Source organism: Chryseobacterium sp. WG23 (assembly GCF_024586575.1).
Taxonomy (GTDB): domain Bacteria; phylum Bacteroidota; class Bacteroidia; order Flavobacteriales; family Weeksellaceae; genus Chryseobacterium.
The window spans coordinates 1-23,430 of the sequence record NZ_JALCZE010000020.1 but is presented as its reverse complement, the minus strand read 5'-3'; the positions used below and the strand labels follow the sequence as shown (position 1 = coordinate 23,430).

Annotated in this window: 1 protein-coding gene (only partly in view); it reads left to right on the top strand. The window is 41.1% G+C overall.

The window, feature by feature from the left end; translation table 11 throughout:
* The coding region annotated (locus MP477_RS22490; RefSeq protein ID WP_257192255.1) for a non-ribosomal peptide synthase/polyketide synthase crosses the window boundary (this coding region is incomplete at both ends): on the top strand, positions 1 to 23,430 show 23,430 of its 36,148 nt. The annotated region extends 12,718 nt beyond the left edge of the window.

The following is a 23,430-nucleotide window of genomic DNA, read 5'->3' as shown; positions in this document are numbered from 1 at the left end:
CAACCGGATGATATTATTCCTTTATGCTTAGATCGTTCAGAGCATATGTTGATTGCAATTCTCGCCGTAATGAAAACGGGAGCGGCTTATGTGCCAATGGATCCGTCGTATCCTGCGGACAGAATAAGACATATCCTTCAGGACACGAATGCTACAATAGTTCTTACAGAAGAAAACGCTGCAGAAAAGCTCAATGGTTTAGAAAATATAGGGCTATTATCTCTGGATAACGTTAGCCTTAAAGCACAGCTTGAAATAGCAGAGTCTAAAAACCCTGTTACTAAAGTGAATTCCGGCAATCTGGCCTATGTGATTTACACGAGTGGAACAACAGGACTTCCTAAGGGAGTCATGATTGAACATTCCGGAGTGATAAACCTTATAGAATCAATGATTAAGGCTCACCGACTTGAAGAATTCCAGGAAGTAGGATGTTACTCGAATTATGTATTTGATGCTTTTGTGTATGAAGCCTTCCCGGTCTTGTGTAATGGAAATACATTATGGCTTTACAGCAATGATCTTAGAACATCCGTAAGCGGGCTTAATGAGTATAGTAAAGAAAATAATATAGAAGTTTCGTTTATCCCACCGGTTTTATTAAGAGAAGTGGTAGATAATGGCACCAACCTGAAACTTATTTTTGCCGGAGGAGAGAGTTTCCCTGCTTTGGATAAAAATATAGATGATATTATCCTCGTTAATGAATATGGACCTACCGAAGGAACGGTCTGTGCTACATTACATTACTATAAAGAAGATGGTAATCCGTTGAATATCGGAGGACCTATAGCCAATACTACAGCATATGTTCTTGACGGCCAATATCGTGCTGTTCCTGTAGGGGCAATAGGAGAGCTTTATATCGGAGGAGCTGGAATTGCCAGAGGCTACTTAAACCAGCCTGAATTAACAAAAGAACGTTTCCTTGAAAATCCATTCCAGACTTTAGAACAAAAAGGAAGAGGCGAAAATGGACGGCTATACAAAACCGGCGATTTAGTACGCTGGTTACCCAATGGCGAGCTTGAATACGTGGGTCGAAATGACTTCCAGGTGAAGATCCGCGGATATAGAATTGAGCTTGGAGAAATCGAAAATATATTGCTTCATTATCCTGGAATCCGTCAGGTAGCTGTTCTGGCCAAAGAAAATAAAGCAGGCTTAAAATATTTGGCAGGATACTATGTGTCAGATTCTCAGATTGGTTCCAATTTACTCTCGGAACATCTTTCCGCGAGCTTACCGGAATATATGGTCCCGAGTGCTTTTGTTCATTTAACAACCTTACCATTAACGATCAATGGAAAACTGGACAGAAAACAACTTCCGGAACCTGAATTTACAGGAAGCAAAAATTATGTTGCTCCTGAAACCGGATTACAGACTAAACTATGTCATATCTATGGCGAAGTATTAGGGATTGATGCTGAAAATATCAGTATTCATGATGACTTCTTTAGATTAGGAGGAAACAGTATCATGGCCATAAAACTGATCAGTAAGATCAAGCAGGTGCTGGATATAAGAGTAGAAGTAGCCATGATTTTCAGTCATAAAACAATTGCTTCTCTTTCCCATATTTTGGCAGATGAAAACACCAGAGGAGAGCAGATTACGATTACTCCTGTAGAAGTCAGTACTCCGGAAGAACAAAGACTATCTTTTGCACAGGAAAGACTTTGGTTTATAGAAAATTACGAAGGTGGAAGCAGTGCTTATAATATCCCGATGATATTCCGTTTGGATGAAAAAGCGGATATTTCAATACTGTGTAAAGCTCTAGACGCTATTATAATGCGTCATGAAGTACTTCGTTCAGTTATTCGTACTACCGATAACGGGATAGGATGGCAGTCTGTGGTAGATGATATCCCGGCGATACATCAGCATGAAGTGAAGACAATGGCGGAGCTTGAAGAAAAAGTAAGCAGTGTAGCCAATAAAATCTTCCGTTTGGAAGAAGAATTACCGGTAGATATCAATATATTTAAATTAGAAGAATCTTACTATCTGTCTGTTGTCATACACCATATTGCATTTGACGGATGGTCTACAGAAGTATTCCTAAAAGAATTAATCCCTATTTACAATGCCATTACAGAAGGAAGACCGCATGAGCTTCCTGGCTTAAAAATTCAATATAAAGACTTTGCTTTATGGCAGCGTAATTATCTTACAGGAGAACGTCTTGACCAGCAGATCAGCTACTGGAAAAATAAATTAAGCGGATTCCAAAACCTTGATTTGGCAGCAGATTTCAAGAGACCATCACAAATATCTTATGATGGAGAAAATCTGTACTTTAGCCTGGATGCAGAGCAGACCCTAAGGTTAAAAAACCTTTCTAAAGACCTTGGGGTAAGCTTATACAGTGTATTATTGGGAGGATATTACCTGACGCTTTCAGCCTATTCCGGACAGGACGATATCATAGTAGGAAGTCCTATTGCCAACCGGCACCATGTAGGACTTGAAGATATGATCGGGTTCTTTGTGAATACGCTTGCATTAAGAGAAAACATTGAACCGGGTCAAAGGGTAAAAGATTTCATTCTACAGGTGGCTCAGTCGGTGACAGAGGCCCAGTCTCATCAGGATCTTCCATTTGAAAAATTAGTGGAAGAGCTGGGAGTAGAACAGGACACCTCCCGTCATCCGGTTTTCCAGGTGATGTTTGGTCTTCAAAGTTTTGGTGAAGAGGTTGCTCCATCTGAAAATGAAACGACGATACTTCATCCTTTTAACGGAAATGTGGATTATCAGGTGGCTAAGTTTGATATTACCACGATGATCAATGATATAGGGGAGACTTTACAGGGAATGTTCAACTATGCTAAAGCTGTTTATTCAAAAGAAACAGTTAAAAATATGATGAATTCCTATCTGTTCATGCTTGATCAGATCGCAGGAATTAATCAGCAGGAAAATCTTACATTATCTGAACTAAACCTTATTCCTCAGGACCAATACACTCAGTTATCAGGGTTATGGTCTGCAGAAAGTGATTATGCGAGTGACACTACAATTCAGGCATTATTTGAGGCCCAGGTTGAAAGGACTCCGGATCATATTGCCATAGTATATCAGGATGTAAGGCTGTCTTACCGTGAGCTTAATGATCGTTCAAACCGTCTGGCTCATTACCTTATTGAAACTTACGACCTTCAGCCGGATGACCTCGTTCCATTATGCTTAGAACGTTCAGAAGATATGCTGACGGCTATTCTGGGAGTTTTAAAGGCAGGCGGAGCTTATGTTCCTATGGATCCGTCATATCCGGTAGAAAGAATCCGCCATATCCTTGAAGATACCGGGGCAAAAATAGTCCTGGCTCATAGCATTGCAGCTTCCACCGTTCAGGAAGCGTGCGGCGGAATTGATACCTCAGTACTTGTGCTGAATGACTCAGAACTGGAAAAAAAACTTGCTAACAGCAGTGCTTCCAATCCGGTTACTCAGGTAGGTCCTGACCATCTGGCTTATGTGATCTACACAAGTGGAACCACAGGAATGCCAAAAGGCGTAATGCAGATTCACCGAAACGTAGCACGTTTGTTCAGTGCCACCGATCACTGGTATCATTTCAATGACCGGGATGTATGGAGTTTATTCCATTCCTATGTGTTTGATTTTAGTGTATGGGAAATCTGGGGTGCCTTTTTCTATGGAGGAAAACTATTGGTACCATCCTCAGAACAGACCAAAGACACGAATTTATTCTTCAGTTTATGCCTGAAAGAAGGTCTTACGGTGCTCAACCAGACGCCAACCGCCTTCTATCAGTTTATCGATACCGCTCTTCAGCGCGAAGAAGACCTAAGCAGTCTTCGTTATGTTATATTTGGAGGAGAAGCCTTGAACCTGGCTTCCTTAAAACCTTGGTATGAACGCTATCGTTCCACACCAACCCTCATCAACATGTATGGTATTACAGAGACCACGGTCCATGTAACCTATAAGAAGCTGAGTGTAGAAGATTTAGACAGGGCATCTCTGATCGGAGAGAATATTCCGGATCAGGGGATGTATATTTTAGATAACCATCTTCGGGCAGTTCCTATCGGAGCTGTAGGAGAACTGTATGTGGGAGGATCCGGAATTGCACGGGGCTATTTAAACAGACCAGAATTAACCGCAGAACGTTTCATCCCGAATCCATTCCAGACTTTGGAAGAAAAAGAAGCCGGCAAGAATGGCATCCTGTATAAAACGGGAGACCTTGTCCGTTATCTTTCCGATGGTGAATTAGAATACATTGGCAGAAATGACTTCCAGGTCAAGATCCGTGGGTACAGGATAGAATTGGGAGAGATCGAAAACAGGCTCCAGGAATATGCTGAAGTAAGACAATCCGTAGTGTTGGCTAAAGAAAATAAAGCGGGGATGAAATACCTTGTAGGGTATTATGTATCAGATGCTTATATAGACACTAGTCATCTTACCTCTTTCTTATCGGAAGCCTTACCGGAATATATGGTTCCTGCTGCGTTTGTCCATTTAACCTCTTTACCATTAACGATTAATGGAAAACTGGACAGAAGACAACTGCCTGAGCCTGAATTTACGGGAGGCAGAGAATACACAGCACCAGAGAATGAGCTGCAGGAAAGACTGTGTCAGATCTATGGAGAAGTTCTGGGTCTGGATGCAGGAACAATCGGAATCAATGATGATTTCTTCAGATTAGGAGGAGACAGTATTATCAGTATTCAGCTTGTCAGCAGAATACGGCAGCGTCTGGAGATAAGAGTAAGTGTTAAGGATGTCTTTACTTCAAGATCCGTATTGAAACTTTCTGAACTGATCGACATCAAAGAAAAAGAAGAGCAGACCCATATTCTGACAGAGCAGGGAACATTGACAGGAGAATTATCCTTCCTTCCTATTCAGGAATGGTTCTTTGATTTGGTAGAACAGGGATATGTGGGAGACCTTAACCATTGGAATCAGTCCTTCTTAATTAAAGTTCCTGAGTTAAGTACAGAATTACTGGAAGAGAGTGTGAGATTGCTCATTAAAAGACATGATGCATTCAGGATTTATTATCCGAAAGAAAATGGAACTTACACCCAGCAGTATGGAATAGAAACAATATCAGCTATCAAGTATCTGGATGTATCAGGACTCCCATCAGAAGATCTTCCGGGAATATTGACGGAATGGCAGGCACAATTTAATATAGAAAAAGGACCATTATTCCAGATAGGATATAGTAAGGGCTATGAAGACGGAAGTGCAAGAATTTTCTTTGCTCTTCATCACCTGATTATTGATGCGGTAAGCTGGAGAATTATTACCGAAGATCTGAAGAATTTGTATCAGACTCTTGAGAAAGGAAATACAGTGGAAACTCCTGTAAAAGGAAGCAGCTACCGTCAGTGGATTGATGCCATAAAAGGATATAAACAGGATAACCCGGAATCCAGAGAAAAGGAACTTACGTATTGGAATCACACGGTGGATACTGTGGGACAGACTAATAATGCTCTGGCAGAATTATCTTCTTCTGAATATCATTTTGCCAATCTTATGTTGGATCATGGATATACAGAGAAATTAATCAGAGAAGTACATCACGTCTATCATACACAGATTAATGATTTGCTATTGTCAGCCCTTGCTTCTGCTCTTTCAGATCTTACGGGAGAATCCCGACATGCTGTCCTTCTTGAAGGGCATGGTCGTGAAGATGTTTTCAATAATCTTGATATTACAGAAACTGTAGGATGGTTTACTTCTATGTATCCATTATTACTGGAAACAGGTAATGATGTAAAAGACACGGCTATTCTGACCAAAGAATCATTGAGAAGCATTCCTAATAACGGAATTGGTTACGGCAGTCTTGTTGGCTATACAAAACACGCTCTTCCAAAGATTAGTTTCAACTATCTTGGACAGCTTGACCAGGAGGAAAGTACCGGAGAAAAAACATGGTTTATTTCCGGAGAAAATAGCGGAAGTTCCATGGGAAGTCAAAACCGGGATAGCTATATGATCAGTATAAACGGAGCGATTGCAGATGGTCAGCTTCGCTTTGGACTCTCAGGATATCTGTCACAAGATCAGATCAATCTCCTGACAGAAAGATTTAAAGAATATATAAAACAGACTGTTGATGAACTTCTGGCAGAAACCAGAAGCTGGCTCACTCCATCAGATACAGAAAATATCGTAGGGAAAGAACAGCTGATGTTTATTCAGAAGTCAGGAGCTGTTGAAGGAGTATATCTTGCCAACAGTTTGCAGGAAGGATTTGTGTATCATGCACTCAATCAAGGAGATAAGGATGATGCCTACAGGGTACAGCTGGTATGGGATTATATGTCCGGAATGGATTTGAATAAGCTTAAAGAGGCATGGATATACACGCAGGAACAGCTTCCTACCTTACGGTTAAGATTTGACTGGAGTGAAGAAATCGTTCAGATTATCGACAAGAAAGGAAATCTAGACTGGCGTTATCATGATATCAGTGAGATGAACGATGAAGATCAGGAAAACCTGGTTAAAGAGATGACTCAAAAAGACCGTTTCGAAGTATACGATCTATCTAAAGGAGGTCTTTTCAGAGTCTATATTTTCAAACGTTCAGACAACCATTATAGCTGTCTCTTCAGTAATCACCATGCCATTCTTGATGGGTGGAGTATGCCTATATTCCTGACGCTTATTCATGAGGCCTATCTTAAGCTGGTTAAAGGACAGGAACTTTTACCTGTTCCGGATAAAGCATACGCCGAAGCTCAGAAATACCTTCAGGAAAACAAGGACAGTAACAGCAATTTCTGGAAAGATTATATGGGACTTCTGGAAGATCGTGAAGATTTGGGAAGCTTAATCAAAGAATCTCAAAAACAGATTGACCTTTCAGAGTATAAACAAATAGTAGATCACCGCTCGATAAAAATGTCGATAGCAGGTGAACAGTATCAGGAGCTGAAGAAATTTACATCCGAAAACGGATTTACAATTAATGCTGTACTTCAGTATTTATGGCATAAACAGCTTGGTATCTACAATGGAGGATCCACAACGGTAGTAGGAACTACGGTATCCGGACGAAGCTTACCGGTGGATGAAATAGAATCTTCTGTAGGACTTTATATTAATACTTTACCTCTTATTGTGAACCATACGGAAGGTAAAGTGGTAGATATTATATCGGAGATTCAGCATAGAATCAGTGAGCTGAATACCCACAGCAGTGTGAATCTGGCCAGCCTTCAACATGATGGACGCAGAATTTTCAGCAGCTTATTTGTCTATGAAAACTATCCGGCTCCAAAAGGAGGAGAAGACAATGAATTATCATTTGTTTTTAAAGGTTCCGTAGAACGACTCGACTATCCATTAGGAATAGTGGCTTATGAAACCGGAGAAGAAGTGACCTTAAATATCAGTTATGAAGGATTTTTGTTCGATGAGAAGATGATTAATCAACTGATCGGAGGAATGAATACTGTTTTAGAACAGATTCTTGAAAATTCTGAAATTTCATCTGATCAACTGTATTATCTGACCAAAGACCAGCACACGCAGTTATCAGGGTTATGGTCTACAGAAAGTGATTATGCGAGTGACACTACAATTCAGGCATTATTTGAAGCCCAGGTTGAAAGAACTCCGGATCACATTGCCATAGTATATCAGGATGTAAGGATGTCTTACCGTGAGCTTAATGAGCGTTCAAACCGCTTAGCTCATTACCTTATTGAAACTTACGACCTTCAGCCGGATGACCTCGTTCCATTATGCTTAGAACGTTCAGCAGATATGCTGACGGCTATTCTGGGAGTTTTAAAAGCAGGCGGAGCTTATGTTCCTATGGATCCGTCATATCCTGTAGAAAGAATCCGTCATATCCTTGAAGATACCGGGGCAAAAATAGTCCTGGCTCATGGTATTGCGGCTTCCACGGTTCAGGAAGCCTGCAGCGGAATTGATACCTCAGTACTGGTGCTGAATGATGCAGAACTGGAAAATAGCCTTGCTAACAGCAGTGTCTCCAATCCGGTTACCGAGGTAGGTCCTGACCACCTTGCCTATGTGATCTACACAAGTGGAACCACAGGAATGCCAAAAGGCGTAATGCAGGAGCACAGAAACGTAGCCCGTTTGTTCAGTGCCACCGATCACTGGTATCATTTCAATGGCCGGGATGTATGGAGTTTATTCCATTCGTATGTGTTTGATTTTAGTGTATGGGAAATCTGGGGTGCCTTTTTCTATGGCGGAAAACTATTGGTACCATCCTCAGAACAGACCAAAGACACGAATTTATTCTTCAGTTTATGCCTGAAAGAAGGTCTTACGGTGCTCAACCAGACGCCAACCGCCTTCTATCAGTTTATTGATACCGCTCTTCAGCGCGAAGAAGACCTAAGTAGTCTTCGTTATGTTATATTTGGAGGAGAAGCCTTAAACCTGACCTCCTTAAAACCTTGGTATGAACGTTACCGTTCCGCACCAACCCTCATCAACATGTATGGTATTACAGAGACCACGGTCCATGTAACCTATAAGAAGCTGAGTGTAGAAGATTTAGACAGAGCATCTCTGATCGGAGAGAATATTCCGGATCAGGGGATGTATATTTTAGATGCCCATCTTCGGGCAGTTCCTATCGGAGCTGTAGGAGAACTGTATGTGGGAGGATTCGGAATTGCACGAGGCTATTTAAACAGGCCGGAATTAACCGCAGAACGTTTCATCCCGAATCCATTCCAGACTTTGGAAGAAAAAGAAGCCGGCAAGAACGGGATCCTGTATAAAACGGGAGACCTTGTCCGTTATCTTTCCGATGGTGAATTAGAATACATTGGCAGAAATGACTTCCAGGTCAAGATCCGTGGGTACAGGATAGAATTGGGAGAGATCGAAAACAGGCTCCAGGAATATCCTGAAGTAAGACAATCCGTAGTGTTGGCTAAAGAAAACAAAGCGGGGATGAAATACCTTGTAGGGTATTATGTATCAGATTCTTCCATCGATACCGGTCATCTTACTGCTTTCTTATCGGAAGCCTTACCGGAATATATGGTTCCCGCTGCGTTTGTCCATTTAACCTCTTTACCATTAACGATTAATGGAAAACTGGACAAGAGACAACTACCTGAGCCTGAGTTTACGGGAGGCAGAGAATACACAGCACCAGAGAATGAGTTGCAGGAAAGACTGTGTCAGATCTATGGAGAAGTTCTGGGACTGGATGCAGGAACAATCGGAATCAATGATGATTTCTTCAGCCTTGGAGGAAACAGTATCATGGCGATAAAATTGATTAGCGGTATCAAACGTACGTTGAATACTCAGGTGGGAGTTGCTGTAATATTTGGTCATAAAACAGTAGCCTCACTTTCAAACGCATTGGCTAATCAGAATAATGATGAGCAGGTAAGTATTACTCCTGTAAAAGTCAATTCTCCGAAAGAGCAGAGGTTGTCCTTTGCCCAGGAAAGACTTTGGTTTATAGAAACCTATGAAGGAGGAAGTAGTGCTTATAACGTTCCGATGACTGTTCGCCTTAATGAGAAAACAAACATTTTAGCGCTTTGCAAAGCGTTGGAAACCATTGTAATGCGTCATGAAGTTTTGAGAAGTATTATCCTTTCTACAGAGGAAGGAAAAGGCTATCAGCTGGTGACAGACCGTGTTCCGGAAATGCATAGGCATCATGTAGAAACAAGAGCAGAACTTGATGAGGTGGTCAACAGAATTTCAAATAAAGTTTTCCGTCTGGATGAAGAGCTTCCTATAGAAGTGAACACCTTCAGCTTAGGAGATGAACATTATCTGTCAGTGGTAATCCATCACATTGCTTTTGATGGTTGGTCTACCGATATATTCTTACAGGAAATACAAACCGTTTACGAAGCTCTTATCAATGGAAAATCACCTCAGCTTCCGGAATTAAAGATTCAGTATAAAGACTTTGCTTTATGGCAGAGAAATTATCTGACAGGGGATCGATTGGATAGCCAGGTTGGGTATTGGAAAAACAAGCTTGATGATTTCCAGAACCTTAATTTACCTGCAGATTTCAAAAGACCGGCTCAGGTATCCTACGAAGGAGAAACTATTAATTTTATTGTTGATCCAAAAGTAGCTCAAAGCCTTAGAAACACATCCAGAAAACTGGGCGTGAGTCTATACAGCGTCATGCTGGGTGGATATTACCTGATGCTTTCTGCCTACTCAGGACAGGACGATATTGTGGTAGGAAGCCCTATTGCGAACCGTCATCATGCAGGACTCGAAGATATCATCGGTTTCTTTGTCAATACCCTTGCATTAAGAGAAAATATTGACCCGGAACAAAGTCTCAGAGACTTTATTCTTCAGGTATCAAAATCGGTTACAGAAGCCCAGTCCCATCAGGATCTTCCATTTGAAAAGTTAGTGGAAGAATTAGGAGTGGAGCAGGATACATCCAGACATCCGGTATTCCAGGTGATGTTTGGTCTTCAGAGCTTTGGTAGAGATACCCATGATGGGGAAGCATTGTTTGCTCCTTTCGATGGAGAAGTAGACTATCAGGTAGCGAAGTTTGATCTGACGACTATGATTGATGATGGTGAAGAAACCATCCGTGGAATGTTTAATTATGGCAAGGCTATTTTCGCTAGAGAAACGGTCAATAATATGATCGGTTCCTATCAGTATATTCTTGAACAGGCTTTTGGTGTTCATGAGCATACACTTGAAAATGTTAAGCTTTGTGATCTTCCTCTAATACCCGCAGACAGTAAGAAAAAAGTAACGGAAGATTGGAATACGACAGCATCTGTGTATGTGGAAGAAACCATTCATAAGCTATTTGAAAATCAGGTTTCAAAGACTCCTGATCATATCGCTTTGGTGTACCAAGATGTTCAGTTATCCTATAGAGGATTGAATGAAAGAGCAAATCGTCTGGCGAATTACCTTATTGAAACTTACAATATTCAGCCTGATGATATTATTCCTCTATGCTTAGAACGCTCTGAGAATATGCTGATTGCAATTCTCGCAGTACTGAAATCGGGAGCGGCCTATGTGCCAATGGATCCATCCTATCCGGTGGAGAGAATAGAACACATTCTTCAGGATACAGGAGCAAGATTAATTCTTGGTCAGGAAAGTACAGCAGAGAAAGTACAAAATCTGGATGTAGAATCCATTTCCTTAGATGACATTTCCTTTAAAGCACAGCTTGAACTCACAGATTCAAATAATCCGGTCACTTCAGTTACACCTGAAAACCTGGCCTATGTCATCTACACCAGCGGAACAACAGGACTTCCAAAAGGAGTAATGGTAGAACACAGAAATGTAGCCAACTTAATACAGCAGGAAGCCAAAGAATTTGGGTTGATTTCTGACGGGCTTAAAAACTGTCTTTGGTATGCTAATTATGTGTTTGATGCCCATGTATGGGAGTTGTATCCTGTCATTACTCATGGTCACAGTATCTATATTTTAGACAAAGAAAAACAGACCGATATTGCTGCTTTACAACAGTATATAGAAACCAATCATATCCGTATTGCCACCATACCGCCTGTTCTTTTAACCAAAGATTATATTCTGCCTTTAGAAAAGCTTGTCGTAGCGGGAGATGTAACAAATCCACAACTGATGGCTCTTTATCAGGCTGAAGGAGTAGATATCATTAATGCTTATGGTCCCACAGAAGGAACCGTTTGTGCCACACTGCATCACTATAATGAAGATGGAAATCCATTAAATATTGGAGGCCCTATCGGAAATATGACAAGTTATGTATTGGACAACCATATGCGGCCGATTCCTGTGGGAGCTGTAGGAGAGCTTTATATCGGAGGAGCAGGTATTTCCAGAGGCTATTTAAACAGACCGGATTTAACCGAAGAACGATTCATATTAAATCCGTTCCAGACTTTAGAACAAAAAGCAAGCGGCGAAAACAGTCGTCTATATAAAACCGGTGACTTAGTACGCTGGTTAGCCAATGGCGAGCTTGAATACATCGGAAGAAATGACTTCCAGGTAAAAATCCGGGGCTACAGAATTGAATTAGGCGAGATTGAAAATACCCTGCTTCATTACCCTGGTATCCGTCAGGTAGCTGTTTTGGCCAAAGAAAATAAAGCAGGCTTAAAATACCTGGCAGGCTATTATGTCTCAGATTCAGTGATTGATTCCAATCTCCTTTCTGAACACCTTTCTACAAGTTTACCGGAATATATGATACCGGGTGCTTTTGTTCATTTAACCTCTTTGCCATTAACAATCAATGGAAAACTGGATAGAAAGCAGCTTCCGGAACCAGAATTCACAGGAGGTAAAGATTATATTGCTCCCAAAACCGATCTTCAGGTTAAGCTGTGCCAGATTTATGGTGATGTGTTAGGTCTTGATGCATCAGGGATCAGTATCGAAGACGATTTCTTCCGTTTAGGAGGAGACAGTATCATCAGTATTCAGCTGGTGGGAAGAATTAGACAGCAGCTTGATATAAGATTAAGTGTTAAAGAAGTCTTTGCAGCCAGAACTGTTGAAGCTTTGTCCTTGCTTATCGAAGAGAAAAGCCAAAATGAAGTGATCAGTATTTTGGCAGAACAGGGAGTGTTGGAAGGAGAAATTTCATTACTTCCAATCCAGGAATGGTTCTTCAGTCAGAAAGAATTAGGATATTTGGTAGATTTTAACCACTGGAATCAGGCCTTCCTGATCAATGTACCTCAGCTAAATAAGGAGCTTTTGGAGAAAAGTGTCCGCCTGCTCATTGAAAAGCATGATGCATTTAGAATTCATTATCCAAAAGAAAATGGATTGTATTCCCAGCAATATGGATTAGAAGCCACTCCGGAAATCAGCTATCTCGATACTTCGGATATGACAATGGAGGAGCTTTCTCAACTCTTTACCCAATGGCATGCCCAGTTTGATATAGAAAAAGGACCATTGTACCGTATTGCGTATATAACAGGATATGAAGATGGAAGCACCAGAATCTTCTTTGCATTCCATCACCTGATCATCGATACAGTAAGCTGGAGAATTATTATAGATGACTTAAAAAACATATATCAGACTCTTGAAAGAGGAGAAGACTTTAAAGCAGCCCAAAAAGGAAGCAGCTACCGTCAATGGGTGGATGCTGTAAAAGGATATAAAAAAGAAACTCCGGAATCCAGAGATAAAGAACTTGCTTACTGGAATAAAACGACAGAAATAGTCCATAGAATTAATAAAACATTGGAGGCTATTTCTATACCGGAAAGCAACCATGATATTCTTCTTTTAGATAAGGAAAATACAGAAAAGCTTATCAGAGGCAGCCATCATGTATATCAGACAAGGATTAATGATCTGTTATTATCGGCATTAGCTTCAGCCCTTACAGAACTTACAGGAGAATCCCGTCATGCGGTTTTGCTGGAAGGTCATGGTCGTGAAGATGTTTTCCCTAGCTTAGACATTACAGAAACACTAGGATGGTTCACTTCAATGTATCCGTTATTACTTGAAACTGGGGAAAATCTCAATGATACTGTAGTATTGACTAAAGAGGCATTGAGAAGCATTCCGGATAATGGAATTGGTTACGGAAGCCTTGTGGGATATACAAAATATGAACTTCCAAAAATCAGCTTCAACTATCTTGGGCAGCTTGACCAGGAAGAAGGGGCTGCTGAGAAAGCATGGTTTATTGCAGCAGAAGACAGTGGACTTTCTATCGGAAGATCAAATAAAGAAAGCTATATCATAGGAATTAATGGTGCTGTTGTAGACGGTCAGCTTCGCTTCAGCGTTTCTGCATATCTGTCTCAGGATCAGGTAAAACGGATTACTCAGAAGTTCAAAGATTATATCATTGATATTATAGATGAGCTTTCTAAAAATACACGAAGCTTCCTTACCTCTTCAGATATAGAAAACATTGTAAACAAAGAACAGCTTGAAGCCATCCAGGAAAATGGAGAAGTGGAAGGAGTATTCTTAGCTAACAGTTTACAGGAAGGGTTTGTATATCATGCTCTAAAACAAGGGGATACGGATGATGCGTACCGGGTACAGCTGATTTGGGATTATAGGTCTGAAATGAATGTTGAAACGCTTAAAAAAGCGTGGTTCTATACTCAACAACAGTTCCCGGCATTGAGGCTCAGATTCAACTGGAGTGGAGAGATTGTTCAGATTATCGACAAGGAAAGCCCACTTGACTGGAGATTTGAGGATCTAAGTGGAATGGAGGAGATCCAACAGGAAGAATTGATCCGCGATGTCACTCAGAAGGACCGTTTTGAAGTCTATGACCTGTCAAAAGGAGGATTATTCAGAATATACTTATTTAAACGTTCAGATAAACATTATACCTGTCTATTCAGTAATCACCATGCTGTTTTGGATGGATGGAGTATGCCTATCGTACTCAAAAGTATCCATGATATCTATCTGAACCTTATCAAAAAACGGGATCCGGGCTTTGTAATGGATCATGCCTATGTTAACACTCAGAAATACCTTCAGCAGCATAAAGACAGCAGCCGAAGTTTCTGGAAAACCTATATGAGCCTGCTTCAGGATCAGGAAGACTTAAGCAGCCTGATGAAAGAATCCCAAAGACATATTGATCTTGGAACCTACCGTCAGATAGAGGATCATCAGTTTGTAAAAATGACGCTGGCAGATGATCAGTACCAACAACTGAAAAAATTCACTGCCAAAAATGGATTTACGGTGAATGCTGTTCTGCAATATCTGTGGCATAGCCAGCTGGGTATGTATAGTGGAGTAGAAACAACGGTGGTAGGGACTACAGTCTCCGGACGAAGCCTTCCTGTTGATGATATAGAATCATCTGTCGGGTTGTTTATCAATACACTTCCACTTATTGTAGAGCATACAGAAAGTAAAGTAGTGGATATCATTTCCGATATTCAGCAGAGAATCAGTGAGCTTAACACGCACAGTGATGTCAGCCTTGGAGAGCTTCAACATGATGCACGACGCATGTTCAGCAGCTTATTTGTATATGAGAACTATCCGGTACCGGCAGGAGGAGATGGCAGTAATGAATTAGGATTTGTTTTCAAAGGTTCTGTAGAAAAACTGGACTATCCGCTGGGAATAATGGCGTATGAACAGGGAGAGAGCGTAACGATGAAAATCAATTACGAAGGAGTTCTTTTTGAGCAGCAAACCATGGAGCAGCTGATGGAAGGGATGAAGTCTGTTTTAGGACAGGTATTAGAAAACTGGGAGATCACTTCAGATCAGCTTTCATATGTTTCTGAAAATCAGTTGAACCTGATAAAATCCTGGAACCATACAGTTTCTGATTTTTCTTCAGATAAAACGATTCATGAACTGTTTGAAAACCAGGTTTCAAAAACGCCTGATCACATTGCATTGGTATACCAGAATGTTAAGTTATCCTATACTGAGCTAAACAATAGAGCTAATCGACTGGCTAATTATCTGATCAGGACTTATGATCTTCAGCCAGATGATCTGATCCCATTATGTTTGGAAAGATCGGAACATATGCTTATATCAATATTAGCTGTATTGAAGACCGGAGCCGCTTATGTACCCATGGATCCTTCATATCCGGCAGACAGGATAGAACATATTCTTCATGATACAGGAGCAAAACTGGTTCTTGGAGAAGAGGAAACAATAGATAAGCTACAGAATACAGAAGCAGATGCTATTTCCTTAGATCAGACTGCTTTCCGGGATGTGATTAAGAGAGAATCTTCAGAAAATCCTGTGACTACAGTTAAATCCCATAACCTGGCTTATGTAATTTACACCAGTGGAACAACAGGACTTCCAAAAGGAGTTATGGTAGAGCACAGAAATGTAGCCAACTTAATAGAACAGGAAGCTAAAGAATTTGGATTGAGATCTGATGGAGGGATCCATAAAAACTGCCTGTGGTATGCGAGCTATGTATTCGACGCCCATGTATGGGAATTGTATCCTGTTATTACTCATGGCCATAGCATCTATTTACTGGAAAAAGAAAAAAGGATTGATCTTTCCGAATTACAGGAATATATAGAAGAACACAATATTAGTATAGCGACTATTCCGCCAATCCTTTTGACGGATGAATATATACTTCCTTTAGAGAAACTGGTAGTGGCTGGAGATGTAACGAACCCTCAGGTAATGGAGCTTTATAAAGAATATGGAGTAGACATTATCAATGCCTACGGTCCAACCGAAGGAACAGTGTGTGCCACATTACACCACTATAACGAGGATGGTAATCCATTGAATATTGGAAAAGCCATCGGAAATATGACGGCTTATGTATTGGATAAGAATCTTCGTCAGGTTCCTGTAGGGGTAATAGGAGAGCTTTATATCGGAGGAGCAGGTATTGCCAGAGGATATTTAAACAGACCGGAACTTACGGAAGAGCGCTTTATGCTGAACCTGTTCCAGACTGCAGAGCAGAAGGAAAGAGGTGAAAACGGACGATTATATAAAACCGGTGATTTAGTACGTTGGTTGTCTAATGGAGAATTAGAATATATTGGAAGAAATGACTTCCAGGTAAAAATCCGTGGTTACAGAATTGAACTTGGAGAAATTGAAAACAGACTGCTTCAGTATCCTGATGTCCGTCAGGCCGCAGTATTGGCAAAAGAAAATAATGATGGGATGAAATATCTGGCAGCCTATTATGTGTCAGATTCATCAGTAGATCCAGGTCTGCTTTTTGACTTCCTGTCACAGGTTCTTCCAGATTATATGTTGCCAGGTGCTTTTGTTCATTTGAATGTTTTACCATTAACAATCAATGGAAAGCTAGACAGAAAGCAGCTTCCGGAACCTGATTTTACAGGGAACAAAAAACAGATCATTCCGGAAAATGAATTACAGGCGAAACTATGTGATATTTATGGTGAGGTACTGAAGGTTGATCCGTCCAGTATAAGCATCCATGATGACTTCTTCAGGCTTGGAGGAAACAGTATCATGGCCATAAAACTGATCGGAAAAATTAAGCAGGAACTAAAACTACAGGTAGGAGTCACTGAGGTTTTCAATCATAAAACGATTGCTTCTCTTGCAACTGTTTTAGCAGATGAAAATAATACAGGTGAGCAAATCATCATTACTCCTGTAAAAGTAGATTCTCCTGAAAAGCAAAGATTGTCTTTTGCTCAGGAAAGGCTTTGGTTTATAGAGTCTTATGAGGGTGGAAGCAGTGCTTATAATATTCCTATCACGACAATGCTGGATAAGAATATACAGCTTGATCTTCTTCAGAAGTCTCTGGAAATGGTCATTATGCGCCATGAAGTGCTACGCTCGATGATCCGGACTACAGAAGAAGGGGTAGGCTACCAGGTGGTTACAGACCTTATTCCGGAATTTAAAATCACAGAAGTAAAAACAAGAGAAGAATTAGAAGAGAACATAAACAGGTGTGCCAACAAGGTATTCCGTGTAGAGGAAGAACTTCCTGTGGCAGTAAATGTTTTCAGTTTAGAAAACAATCATTATCTGTCTGTTGTCGTTCATCATATTGCTTTTGACGGATGGTCTACAGATGTCTTTCTGAAAGAACTTGCAACAATGTACTATAAGCTTTCCGGTAGAGAAATCGCAGAGCTTCCTCCATTAAAGGTTCAGTACAAAGACTTTGCACTATGGCAGCGTAATTATCTTGCAGGAGAGCGCCTTGATCAACAAATTGGATATTGGAAAAATAAGCTCGATGATTTCCATAATTTAGATTTACCTACGGATTTCAGACGGCCGTCTCAAATTTCTTACGAAGGGGAAAATCTATACTTCAGTCTGGATGCAGAACGGGGAGAAAAATTAAGAAACCTTTCAAAAGAATTGGGCGTAAGTCTGTACAGCTTGATGCTGGGAGGCTATTATCTGATGCTTTCTGCCTATTCAGGACAGGATGATATTGTAGTAGGAAGCCCAATTGCGAACCGTCATCATGCTGGGCTTGAAGACATCATTGGTTTCTTTGTCAATACATTGGCACTAAGAGAAAGTATTGATCCTGAGCAAACCCTTAAAGACTTCATTCTTCAGGTTTCAAAATCAATCACAGAAGCGCAGTCTCATCAGGATCTTCCATTTGAGAAGTTAGTGGAAGAACTAGGAGTAGAGCAGGATACCTCCAGACACCCGATTTTCCAGGTGATGTTTGGTCTCCAAAGTTTTGGAGGAGGAGATGCTAAAGTAAATGATGAAGACGTTTTATTCTATCCTTTTGATGGAGGAGTAGACTATCAGGCGGCAAAATTTGACCTGACGACAATGGTTGATGATCATGGAGGAGACCTCCGTATCATGTTCAATTATGCAAAATCACTGTTTAAAAAAGATACAATTGTCCGTATGGCCGGATCTTACCAGCTTCTTTTAGATCAATTGATTCAGGTTGATATTCATCATACAAGAGTTTGCGGACTTTCTCTGCTACAGGAAGAAGAATATAAAATGACCGTGGAAAGCTGGAATGATACGCGGGAAGAATATGCAAAAGACCTGACAGTTCATCAGTTATTTGAAAATCAGGTGTTGAAAACTCCGGATCACATAGCCATAGTATATCAGGATGTCAGACTTTCTTACAGAGAGCTGAATGACCGATCAAACCGCCTGGCCAATTACCTTCTTGAAACGTACAATCTTCAGCCTGACGACATTATTCCTTTATGCTTAGATCGTTCGGAGTATATGCTGATTGCAATTCTTGCTGTAATGAAAACAGGAGCGGCCTATGTTCCAATGGATCCGTCCTATCCGGTGGACAGAATAAAACACATTCTTCAGGATACCGATGCAAAACTTGTTTTAGGGCAGGAAAGCACAACAGAAAAGTTGGAAGACCTGGGGGTAGAATGTATCGCTTTAGATGAGGTAAACATTAAAGCACAGCTTGAACTCACAGATTCAAATAATCCTGTTACCCAGGTGAATTCAGGTAACCTTGCCTATGTCATTTATACAAGTGGAACAACAGGACTTCCTAAGGGAGTAATGATTGAACATTCCGGCGTGATAAACCTTATAAGATCAATGATTAAGGCTCACCGACTTGAAGAGTTTCAGGAAGTAGGATGTTACTCCAATTATGTATTCGACGCCTTTGTCTATGAAGCTCTCACGGTATTGTGTAATGGAAATACGTTGTGGGTTTACAGCAATGACCTTAGAACATCTGTAGGAGAACTTAACGAATATATCAGAGAAAATAATATAGAGGTATCGTTTATTCCACCAGTTTTATTGAGAGAAGTTGTAAACAATGGCACCAACCTGAAATTGATTTTTGCCGGAGGCGAAAGTTTCCCTGCTTTGGATAAAAATATAGAGAATATCATTCTTGTTAATGAGTATGGACCTACGGAGGGAACGGTTTGTGCAACGCTGCATTATTATAAGGAAGATGGTAATCCGCTCAACATCGGAGGTCCGATTGGGAATATGACAACTTATGTGTTGGATGACCATATGCGACCGGTTCCAGTGGGCGCTGTAGGAGAGCTTTATATCGGAGGAGCCGGAATTGCACGAGGTTATTTAAACCGCCCGGATTTAACAGAAGAACGTTTCCTTGATAACCCATTCCAGACATTATCCCAAAAAGCAAGAGGCGAAAACAGCCGCTTATACAAAACGGGAGACTTAGTACGCTGGCTGGCTAATGGAGAATTAGAATATATTGGAAGGAACGACTTCCAGGTAAAAATCCGGGGCTATAGAATTGAATTAGGAGAGATTGAAAATACCTTGCTTCATTATCCGGGAATTCGTCAGACGGCAGTATTGGCGAAAGAAAATAAAGCAGGCTTAAAATATCTTGCAGGCTATTATGTATCAGATACAGAGATTGGTTCCAATTTACTTTCAGAACATTTGTCAGAGCGTTTACCGGAATATATGGTACCGGGTGCTTTTGTACACTTAACAGCGTTGCCATTAACGATTAACGGAAAACTGGACAGAAAACAACTTCCCGAACCTGAGTTTACGGGCAGCAAAGATTATATTGCTCCCCAAACTGATCTTCAGGTCAAACTGTGCCAGATCTATGGCGATGTTTTGGGTCTTGATGCTGCAGGGATTAGTATCGAAGATGATTTCTTCCGCTTAGGAGGAGACAGTATCATCAGTATTCAGCTGGTAGGAAGAATCAGACAACAATTAGAAGTAAGACTAAGTGTAAAAGAAGTCTTTACGGCCCGCAGCGTATCATCATTGTCGTTACTCATAGAAGAAAAGAAACAGACAGAAGGAGAACATATCCTTTCCGAGCAAGGTATATTAGGAGGGGGAGTTTCCTTACTTCCTGTTCAGGATTGGTTCTTCAGCCAGAAAGAACAGGGTTATCTTGGAGATTTCAATCACTGGAATCAGGCCTTTTTGATCAATGTGCCAGAGCTTGATAAAGAGTTACTGGAAACCTCCATCCACCATTTAGTGGAAAGACATGATGCATTCAGGCTTTATTATCCAAAAGCAGATGGTATTTATACCCAGGCATATAGCAGTGAGGAATCCGTAGCGGGTATCAATTACCTTGATGCTCCAGGATTAAGTGCAGAAGAATTGTCTAAGACTTTCACGGCCTGGCAGTCTCAGTTTGATATTGAAAAGAGCCCTTTATACCAGATCGGTTACATCAGCGGTTATGCAGATGGCAGCGCAAGGATTTACTTTGCCCTTCACCATTTGATCATTGATGCCGTAAGCTGGAGGATTATTACCGAAGACTTAAAGAATATTTATCAGTCTCTTGAAAAAGGAGATACAGAATACATTACGGGTCATGTAAAAGGGACAAGCTACCGCCAATGGGTGGAAGCTGTACGAAGCTATAAAACAGAAAACCCGGAATCCCGGGCCCAGGAGCTGTTGTACTGGAATGCCACGGCTGAAACCGTAGAATCTAACAATGCTGCGCTAAGCAGTTTCATTGGCAAAGAGCACCACCACGGTCATTTGATGCTAAGTAAAGAGATGACCGAATCGTTGATCAGAAAGACCCATCACGCATACCATACCCAAATCAATGATCTTCTTCTCTCAGCGTTATCCCTTTCGCTTTCAGGATTAACCGGAGAGGAAAGCCATTCCGTATTGCTGGAGAGCCATGGACGTGAAGAAGTCTTTGGGAACTTGGATATCACCGAAACTGTAGGTTGGTTTACCACAATGTATCCATTACTGCTGAAGAAAGGGAAAGACCTTTCGGATACAGTGGTATTGACTAAGGAATCCCTGCGACGTATTCCAAATAACGGAATTGGTTATGGTAGTTTGATAGGCTATACAGAACGTGAGCTACCTAAGATCAGCTTCAACTATCTTGGACAGCTGGACCAGGAAGATGTCTCCGGCGAAAAGAGCTGGTTTATCGCAGCTGAGGACAGTGGATTAGGGGTAGGAAGTAATAACCGCGACAGCCATTATATCAGCATCAATGGAGCTGTTGTGGATGGGCAATTACGCTTTGGCGTTACCGGTTACCTGAGTGAAGAAGAGATTACTTTACTGTCAGAAGGCTTTAAGAGCCATTTGGAATCTATCATTACCTTGCTTTCCGAAGAGGATCGAAGCTACCTGACTCCATCTGATATAGACTATATTGTAGAGCAGGAACAGCTATTTGGTATTCAGGAGAAAGGGGAAATTGAAGGAGTTTATTTAGCGAACAGCTTACAGGAAGGCTTTGTATATCACGCGTTGAACCAGGGAGATAAAGATGATGCCTACAGGGTACAGTTGATCTGGGATTACCATAGTAAAATTAATGAAGAGAAGTTAAAAGACTCCTGGAAACGTACCCAGGCTGCATATCCGTCGTTGAGACTACGTTTTGACTGGAATGGCGAGATCGTACAGGTTATCGATAAAGAAGGCGAAGTAGACTGGCGCTACCATGATATCAGTGGAATGAGTAAGGAATCTCAGGAGTCCCTGATCGGAGAAATTACCCAGAAGGACCGCTTTGAGGTGTATGACCTTACCAAGGGCAGTCTTTTCAGGGTGTATCTGTTCAAAAGAGGAGATAGCCACTACAGCTGTTTATTCAGCAACCACCATGCAATTCTGGATGGCTGGAGTATGCCTGTCATTCTCAATAGCATTCATGATCATTACCTGGGTCAGCTTAAAGGGAAGGAGATCTCACTGGCTTCCGATTCTGCGTATGCCTTAACCCAGCAGTACCTTCAGTCCCACAAAGAGGACAGTGCAGAGTTTTGGAAGACCTATATGGGCTTACTGGAAGACCAGGAAGATCTGAGCAGCCTGGTAAAAGAAGACCAGCGCCATATTGACTTAGGAACTTACCGTCATATCCAGGATCATCAGCATATAAAAATGCAGATTGGTGGAGATCAGTACCATACGTTGAAGGCCTTCACTAAAGAGCAAGGCTTTACGGTGAATGCTGTTTTACAATACCTATGGCATAAGCAGCTGAGTATTTACAGTGGCTTAGGAACAAGTGTTGTGGGGACAACGGTCTCAGGAAGAAGCTTACCGGTTGATGGAATAGAATCTTCAGCCGGATTATATATCAACACGTTGCCATTGATTGTGAGCCATGCAGATGGCCGGGTTGTGGATCAGATCACAGAGATTCAGAACAGGATCAGTGAGCTCAATACGCACAGTGACATCAACCTTGCAGCATTGCACCATGATGGACGCAGGATCTTCAGCAGTTTATTTGTGTATGAGAACTATCCTGTACCTAAAGGAGGTGAGGGTAATGAGTTAGGATTTGTATTCATGGACTCTGTAGAGAAGCTTGATTATCCGTTGGGAATTATGGCTTCGGAACAGGGAGATAGTGTAACCGTTAAGATCAATTATGAAGGCGTTCTTTTCGAAGAACAAACGATACAGCAGTTGATTGAAGGAATGGAAACTCTTTTAGATCAGATTCTTAAAAATAAGAAAATCACATCAGATCAACTTGCTTATGTTTCTGATAATCAAATAAAGCTCATCCAATCCTGGAACGGGATAGGGTCTGTAGTTTCAGATAAAACCCTTCATGAGTTATTTGAATCTCAGGCATCAAGGACGCCGGATGCGGTTGCCTTGGTTTATGGAGAAGTTAAATTAAGCTATAAAGAGCTTAATGAACGTTCCAACCGGTTGGCAAATTATCTGATAAAAACACATGCACTTCAACCGGATGATCTGGTTCCATTATGCCTGGAGCGTTCAGAACATATGCTGATTGCTATTTTAGGAGTATTAAAATCCGGGGCAGCCTATGTTCCTATGGATCCCTCTTATCCTTCAGACAGAATAGAACATATTCTTAAAGATACAAGCAGCAAAATTGTTATTGCCGAAGAAAGTACTATAGAAAAAGTGACAAGTTCAGTGACAACAATTTCTATAAACGATTCTGTTTTCCAAACCATTCTGGAATCACAGGAAATATTG